At 29.5% G+C, this 6872-nt stretch carries 7 protein-coding genes and 8 tRNA genes; all 15 read right to left on the bottom strand.

What is annotated here, in order from left to right; genetic code table 11:
- On the bottom strand, positions 1-706 hold a 706-nt coding region (locus tag VJI95_RS07930; protein WP_324011057.1), incomplete at its 3' end, for an aminopeptidase P family N-terminal domain-containing protein.
- Between the two features lie 156 nt (positions 707-862).
- Positions 863-1177: a YerC/YecD family TrpR-related protein gene (locus VJI95_RS07925; protein WP_324000354.1), complete on the bottom strand. Its 315-nt coding sequence runs from the start codon at positions 1175-1177 to the stop codon at positions 863-865.
- A gap of 103 nt (positions 1178-1280) precedes the next feature.
- Positions 1281-1377, bottom strand: a tRNA-Sec gene (locus VJI95_RS07920).
- A 101-nt stretch (positions 1378-1478) separates the two neighbouring features.
- Positions 1479-1964, bottom strand: a complete 486-nt coding sequence (locus VJI95_RS07915; RefSeq protein WP_324000355.1) for a threonine/serine exporter family protein — start codon at positions 1962-1964, stop codon at positions 1479-1481.
- 8 nt (positions 1965-1972) lie between these two features.
- Positions 1973-2764: a threonine/serine ThrE exporter family protein gene (locus VJI95_RS07910; RefSeq protein ID WP_324011055.1), complete on the bottom strand. Its 792-nt coding sequence runs from the start codon at positions 2762-2764 to the stop codon at positions 1973-1975.
- The gene (locus VJI95_RS07905; protein ID WP_324000357.1) at positions 2739-3515 is read right to left on the bottom strand and encodes a hypothetical protein; all 777 of its coding nucleotides are present in this window, start codon (positions 3513-3515) and stop codon (positions 2739-2741) included. The genes VJI95_RS07910 and VJI95_RS07905 overlap by 26 nt, the downstream gene beginning before the upstream one ends.
- Positions 3516-3659: 144 nt before the next feature.
- Positions 3660-5045 carry an APC family permease gene (locus VJI95_RS07900; RefSeq protein ID WP_324011053.1) on the bottom strand — a complete coding sequence of 462 codons (1386 nt, stop codon included), beginning with the start codon at positions 5043-5045 and terminating at the stop codon, positions 3660-3662.
- Positions 5046-5084: 39 nt separating this feature from the next.
- Positions 5085-5822: a gamma-glutamyl-gamma-aminobutyrate hydrolase family protein gene (locus VJI95_RS07895; RefSeq protein WP_324000359.1), complete on the bottom strand. Its 738-nt coding sequence runs from the start codon at positions 5820-5822 to the stop codon at positions 5085-5087.
- Between the two features lie 334 nt (positions 5823-6156).
- Positions 6157-6233, bottom strand: a tRNA-Arg gene (locus VJI95_RS07890).
- A 33-nt stretch (positions 6234-6266) separates the two neighbouring features.
- A tRNA-Gly gene (locus VJI95_RS07885) sits at positions 6267-6341 on the bottom strand.
- Between the two features lie 5 nt (positions 6342-6346).
- Positions 6347-6422: transfer RNA gene (locus tag VJI95_RS07880), tRNA-Thr, on the bottom strand.
- Between the two features lie 7 nt (positions 6423-6429).
- A tRNA-Asp gene (locus VJI95_RS07875) sits at positions 6430-6506 on the bottom strand.
- 5 nt (positions 6507-6511) lie between these two features.
- Positions 6512-6587 (bottom strand) — tRNA-Val (locus VJI95_RS07870).
- A 36-nt stretch (positions 6588-6623) separates the two neighbouring features.
- Positions 6624-6700 (bottom strand) — tRNA-Met (locus VJI95_RS07865).
- Positions 6701-6714: 14 nt separating this feature from the next.
- Positions 6715-6789 (bottom strand) — tRNA-Glu (locus VJI95_RS07860).
- Between the last annotated feature and the right edge of the window lie 83 nt (positions 6790-6872).

Genomic DNA, 6872 nt, shown 5'->3' with positions numbered 1-6872 from the left:
CAGATAATTTTGATTTATCAATATATAAATTACATGCTTTTTCAGAAATTAATAAGTATGAAATTACAACAGGATTGCATTGAACATCATTAGCTCTAATATTTAAAACATAAGCAATATCATCTAATGAGCCTATAAAATGATAATCTATTCCCTTTGATTTCATCATATCTCTAAGTCTTTCTATTCTATTAGAAGTTGATTCTCCAGAATACTTTTCATCAAAAATATAAACTTTACTATCCGGTTTTGCAGGACGACCTTCTTCACTCCAAATATCTCCTACATAATCAACATCAGTTATAAACTCAAAATTAGGTAGTTTCTTCATTAAATTTTCATATTCTGCAACAGAAGTATTATTGCCATCAAAAGCTATCTTTGCTCCCCTATTTGGAAACTCTTTTAACAAAAATTCCTCGATGGAAATTGACTCAGGAACACCAATTTTATAAAGTTCAACTTCTCCAACAGCCAATTCTTTAGCGGCTTGGATAAAATATCTACCATCAGTCCATAAACCTGATTTTTTAGTAGTAATAACAGCAGTTCCAGCTGAACCAGTAAAACCAGTTATAAACTCTCTAGTTTTGTAATAATCGGCTAAATATTCTGATTGATGCGGATCTGAGCTAGGTACAATATAGGCATCTATATTTCTTTTAGCCATCAACTTTCTCAATTTACTAATTCTTTCATTAATCATAATAACAATACCCCCTTAAAATTAAAATTTAACAATTATATTATAGCATTGTAAGTCTAATATTTCAATAAATTTTACAATTAATAATGAAATTCTTTTTAAATAACAAAAAAATAGATACTATTATAAAATAGTACCTACCTCATCTAAAATCAATTATTTTTTAGTTTTCAAATCTTTAGCAATCAACGCATCAAGAACTAATTCATAACCTTCTGCACCAAATTGTAATGATCTATTTACTCTACTAATTGTAGCAGTTGACGCTCCAGTTTCAAGTTCTATTTCATTGTAAGTTTTTCTAATTTTTAAAAGTTTAGCAACTTCTAATCTTTGAGAAATAGAATTTAATTCACGTAAAGTACACACATCTTCAAAGAAAGCATAGCAATCATCTTTTGTTTTTAACATTAATATTGCTTCAAAGAACTCATCTAATTGTTTTGATTGCAATTTTTTTAAATTTGACATAACACACCTCCATTTATTACATAATATCTTAACATAATTATACTGCATTGTAAAAGAATAGTCAAGTACTGAATTGCATTTTATATAAAATTATGTAAAAATTTGGCGGGAATATGTGGGAATCGAACCCACCTAAGAAGCTACAAACTCCTTATGCTGGTTTTGAAGACCAGAGAGCACACCAGAACTCATCTACTCCCATAAAGCAACATTAAGTATTATACATTATTTAATAAAAAAAATCAACCTTTTTACAAAAAAATTTTTCGTAAAAAAGTCGATTTTAAAATTTATAATATTTTTATTTTTCTGTAAATTCTCCAATTTTTTCTGTTATTTCATTAAATTTATTAACTCTATCAAATTTCACTCTCTTAATTGATTTGGAAAACACTGCAGAAACCAAAACGCCAATTGCTATAGATCCTGCATGTACAACTGTACTTATTCCACTATCTAAAGCTAATAAATACTCATTTTTTGCAAAATATTCCATTGTATGATACATTCCATATCCTGGAACCAACATTACAATCCCAATATATAAAAATACTGTAGAAGGCATTTTCAATTTCACCGAAAAATATTCTGCGAATAGTCCTACAATAACGGATGCAATTAAATTACTAACAGCATTTCCTAAATGCTTACTACAAAAATAATAAACAATCCAGCTAATTGTTCCGGTAATAGAACAATAAATAATAGCTTTTTTTGGAACTATAAAGAATATTGAAAATGCAATACTTGATACAATCGCACAAATTATATTTAAAAATAAATCCATAAAACCACCTATCCAAAAAGTCTAAGAACTAAAACAACACCAACTGCAATAGAAACCGCAGTAAATATAGCAGACATTATTCCAATTATCCCCGACAAAATATCTCCAGATAAAATATCTCTCATAGAATTTGTTATCTGTATTCCTGGAAACAGAGGAACAATTCCCGCAATCATAATACTTGACACATTTTCAATATGAACAACCTTAGACATAGTCATCGTAAAAAGAGCAACTGCACATGCAGATAAAAAAGTTGTTAAAAATGATGGTAACTTTAATTTTTCAACATAAAGTAAAAATACCATTTCTACAAGCATAGCCATAGATGCAGGAATAAAATCACTTAAAGTTCCACCAAAAATAAATGCTAAAAATGGAGCCGATAAAGTAATTAACAAAACAGTAGCTATATTACTGTAAGAACTCCTATTTTTAATGCTTTTTAGTTCTTTAAAAGCTTCATCAATATCAACTTTACCAGAAACTATATTCCTAGATAAATCATTTAGCAAAGCTATTTTTTCTAAATTTTTTCCTGAATCATTCAACCTTCTCATACTTGTATAATTAGTTCCATTATATACAAATGAAATAATTACCATATTGCTTAATGCAAAAGTATTAACTGCTTTAATATTTTCAAAAGATTTACAAATTCTATTTATACTATCCTCTACTCTATAAACCTCTGCTCCGTTATAAAGCAAAGAGTAAGAAAATTTTATACTAAAATTTAATAATTTCTTCGCTTCATAATCACTGTTTACAGAATTATTCTTCATTATCGTATTCATCATCACGTTCTTCCATTTCTTTTAAAAATTTTCTTTTTGAACGAACAACATAAAATATTAACAAAAATAAAATTGCAGGAACAATCAAAAGAACAGGATTTTTTACAAAATTAGCAATAGCTTCCATTCTTTCTTTATAATCTTTTTCAGACTTTTCATTAACTGCTTCAAGTCTTTTTTTCTTTTCTTCTTCCGTTAATTCATCATAATTTTTACTAAAATCATCTTTTGGTTTTGAGTATTTATTTGCCTCTAATCTCTTATTTTTTTCAATTTCGTCAAGATTAGGAACATAATCGCCCTTATTTATCATATTTTGAAATAACTTAATCTCTGAATTTTCAGGATCTTTATCATTTGCCAAATATAGTGTTTTATAGTTACCGGAAGTAGCTTTAAAAATCCAAGTCAAATCTAAAGTATTATCCTTTTTCAAAATTCCTACAAAATAATCTCCTTTTGCTGGAGTTAATCTACTATAACTATACTCTTTAAATTTAGGCACTTCAATTTCTTTAAGATTTTCTCCTAAAAAAATTGTAGTAACTTTTATCTTAAATTTTCCATTAGAATCATCAATAATATTTCCTATAAAAAAACTCCTATAATCCATATCATAAATTCTATTAGCTCTATCAAAATTATCATCTGCAAAAGAATTTTTATATACAAAATTAAAACTTAATATGGAAATTAAAAATAAAACTAAAAATTTTCCTATGATGTATTTTATATTTAAAAATTTATTTTTCATAAAATCACCTCTAGATATATTTTACCATAAACCTTTAATAAAAAATAGAGAAGAAATACATTCTTCTCTATAATTATAAATTTAAAGCATTTTCTTTACTCAATAATTTAAAATCAAGTAGCTAATTTTACTTTATACTATAACTTATTTGTTTTCTTTCTTTGTTTTAACATACATAAACATAATAACTGGTAAAACAACATAGCCAACAAACATTGATATAATTGCTTTATAATTTGTTAAAACTGCACCTGTAGGGTCCTTAATTGAAAATTGTCCTTTCCAATCAAATTTTACAAGAAGTAAAACAGAAAGTAATAATGCTATCAAAGGAATAACAACATCAGTTATCATATTCTTCTTTGAATCTAATATAGATTCTTTTGACTTTCCATAGTAGAAAATTACAACTGCTAAAGGTACGATTAAAAATTGAACAAAACGTGAAATTGAACTTATAATCGCTATTCCTGTAGAATCATATCTAAAACTTAAAGGAATAATTATCGCAAATAAAGCTGTAAATAAAAATGCTGGTAATGGTAAATCATTTGATAATCTCTTGGCAAAAATTTCAGGAACTTGTTTTTCCTTAGCCATAGCTTCTAAAACACGTGGAGTATGGAAAGAAGCAGCAACATTTATACCAAACATTGAAACCAATGCCCCTAAAACAACAACTTTTTCTAGTATAGGATTAGTAAAAATTGAAGCTAATACAACAACTTCTTTTGATTGAACTAATGCTACTGGATTAACATGCATACCAACTAAAACTATTCCAAAGTAAATAGCTGCAATTATACCAATTGCCAAAGGAATTGCTCTTGGTAAATTCTTTTCAGGTTCTTCCATATCTTGAGATCCACTCGCAACTGATTCAAAACCAGTAAAAGCATAGAAAGCTGCAATTACAGCTGTAACAAAAGTAGTTGCATTCATTCCTTTTATCAATGAAGTTCCATCTTTAGCTTTTAATAAACTTAACTCAGATATATGTGAAGTTCCAGTATAAGCTAAAATTGCAACACCGGCTATAATAGTAACTACTAAAGCTAAAACTTTACCAATTGTAGAAATATCACTAATTGTTGTTAAAAGTTTTGTACCAAAAATATTTATTAATAATAAAATTGACATTAATACTAAAAATCCTATTGTAACATAAGTTAAATTAGCAGAATCAAAACCAAATATTTTTAATGTAGTTCTAACAACATATGTTCCCATTGTTCCCCAGGCAATACTAGCTGCTATAACCCTAGTAACCCCTACATATTGTCCTATATTATTACCAAAAGCTGCCTTAGTATAAGCATAAGCTGCCCCACTCTTTGTAACATATTTCGCAGCAGAAGCAAAAGTAATAGCTAGCATAGAAGTAAATACAGCAGCTACTATATAAATCATTGGAGCTTGTGCACCTGCAGATTTAGCAACACTACCAGGTGATAAAAATATACCTGTCCCAATTATTGAATTTATAGTCAAAAGTACTATTGACCAAAATCCCATTTTTTTCTTATCCATTAAATAATTCCTCCTTTATAGCTTTAATCAAAATTAAAACTATTTATTCTTTCTTTCTTCAACATTTTTTATGAATTCGTCAAATATTCTTTGAGAATCTAAATGCTTTGTTGACAACATTTCCGGATGCCATTGAACTCCAACTACAAAACAATCTTCTGTAATTTTTTCAATAGATTCAACAACTCCATCAGAGCTTTTTGCGACAATTTTAAACCCAAGTGCAACATCTTTTACTATTTGATGATGAAAACTATTTACTTTATATTCTTCACCTAAAATATTTCTTAAAAAAGTTCCTTCTTCCAATTCTACAAAATGAGTAGCTTGACTTGGATTATCACCTTGATTATGTTTAAGCTTAACAAAATCAGCATAAGATAAATCTTGATACAAAGTTCCCCCATTAACAACGTTAATTATCTGATACCCTCTACAAATACCAAAAATAGGTTTCTTTAACTCAATAGCAGTTTTGTATATTTCCATATCAAAAGCATCTCTTTCAGGAAAAACTTCACCAATTTTTAATAGTGGTTCTTCTCCATAATTGTGTGGATCTACATCATGTCCACCAGATAAAATAATTCCATCAACTTGTTTAACCATTTCCCTAGTACTTTCTAAATCTTCATTAAATGGTATAATAAAAGGAATACCACCTGCTCTTAATATAGCTTCAACATAATCTTGATTAACATAAGATCTTCTATATCCTAAAAAAGTATCACCTTTATTAATTAAAATACTTCCTGAAATCCCAATAACCGGTTTCATAAAATCGCCTCCTTAAATAGTGTCTTAACAATTATATCATTAAAGCTAATAAAATACAATATAAAAATGACTTTAATTCATAATAAATATATAAATTTTATAAAATGGTGTACTATATATAAAATAAAATTAACATAAAACATATTATTAAAAAAACCTTTTTATATCTATTATTAAGCATATTGCTATCAAAAATGTTATACCCACTTTTTAAAAAAGAAATTTAATCTAAAATATTCTTTATACAAAGTAATCTGCACAAAAAAAGAATCAAATAAAATTTATCTGATTCTTATATAAAATTTAGTAATCACAAAAATGCAATTACTTTATTTGGCGTGCCATAGAGGATTCGAACCCCTGGCCTTTTGGTCCGTAGCCAAACGCTCTATCCAGCTGAGCTAATGGCACATAATATAAAACTCAGAATAAATTCTGAGTTATTGGAGCGGAAGACGAGATTCGAACTCGCGACCCTCGCCTTGGCAAGGCGATGCTCTACCACTGAGCCACTCCCGCAAATATGGAGCTGGTGGGAGGACTTGAACCCCTAACCTACTGATTACAAGTCAGTTGCTCTACCAATTGAGCTACACCAGCATAATAGTGGCGACCTGGATGGGACTCGAACCCACGACCTCTAGCGTGACAGGCTAGCATTCTAACCAACTGAACTACCAGGCCGTATTTGGTGGGCACAATAGGGCTCGAACCTATGACCCCCTGCTTGTAAGGCAGATGCTCTCCCAACTGAGCTATGCGCCCAAATATAACCACAACATAAATATCATAATATAAAAATGGTAGCGGAGAAGGGATTTGAACCCCTGACACTGCGGGTATGAACCGCATGCTCTAGCCAACTGAGCTACTCCGCCACATAAAAAATAAATGGTGACCCCACCGGGATTCGAACCCGGGTTACCGCCGTGAAAGGGCGATGTCTTAACCGCTTGACCATGGGGCCTAAAACTGGTGCCGAGGACCGGAATCGAACCGGTACGATGAGTTAACATCGCAGGATTTTAAGTCCTGTGCGTCTGCCAGTTC

The sequence above is a fragment of the Parvimonas sp. C2 genome (genome assembly GCF_035282405.1).
In the GTDB taxonomy this organism is placed as follows: Bacteria; Bacillota; Clostridia; order Tissierellales; family Peptoniphilaceae; genus Parvimonas.
Note: the sequence above shows the minus strand (reverse complement) of the source record. Positions and strands in the feature narration are given on the sequence as shown.

Bases quoted from the DNA above. Each gene is read 5' to 3' on its own strand.
- VJI95_RS07925 (WP_324000354.1), bottom strand. From the start codon at position 1,177: ATGTCAAATTTAAAAAAATTGCAATCAAAACAATTAGATGAGTTCTTT.
- VJI95_RS07915 (WP_324000355.1), bottom strand. From the start codon at position 1,964: ATGGATTTATTTTTAAATATAATTTGTGCGATTGTATCAAGTATTGCA.
- VJI95_RS07910 (WP_324011055.1), bottom strand. From the start codon at position 2,764: ATGATGAATACGATAATGAAGAATAATTCTGTAAACAGTGATTATGAA.
- VJI95_RS07905 (WP_324000357.1), bottom strand. From the start codon at position 3,515: ATGAAAAATAAATTTTTAAATATAAAATACATCATAGGAAAATTTTTA.
- VJI95_RS07900 (WP_324011053.1), bottom strand. From the start codon at position 5,045: ATGGATAAGAAAAAAATGGGATTTTGGTCAATAGTACTTTTGACTATA.
- VJI95_RS07895 (WP_324000359.1), bottom strand. From the start codon at position 5,822: ATGAAACCGGTTATTGGGATTTCAGGAAGTATTTTAATTAATAAAGGT.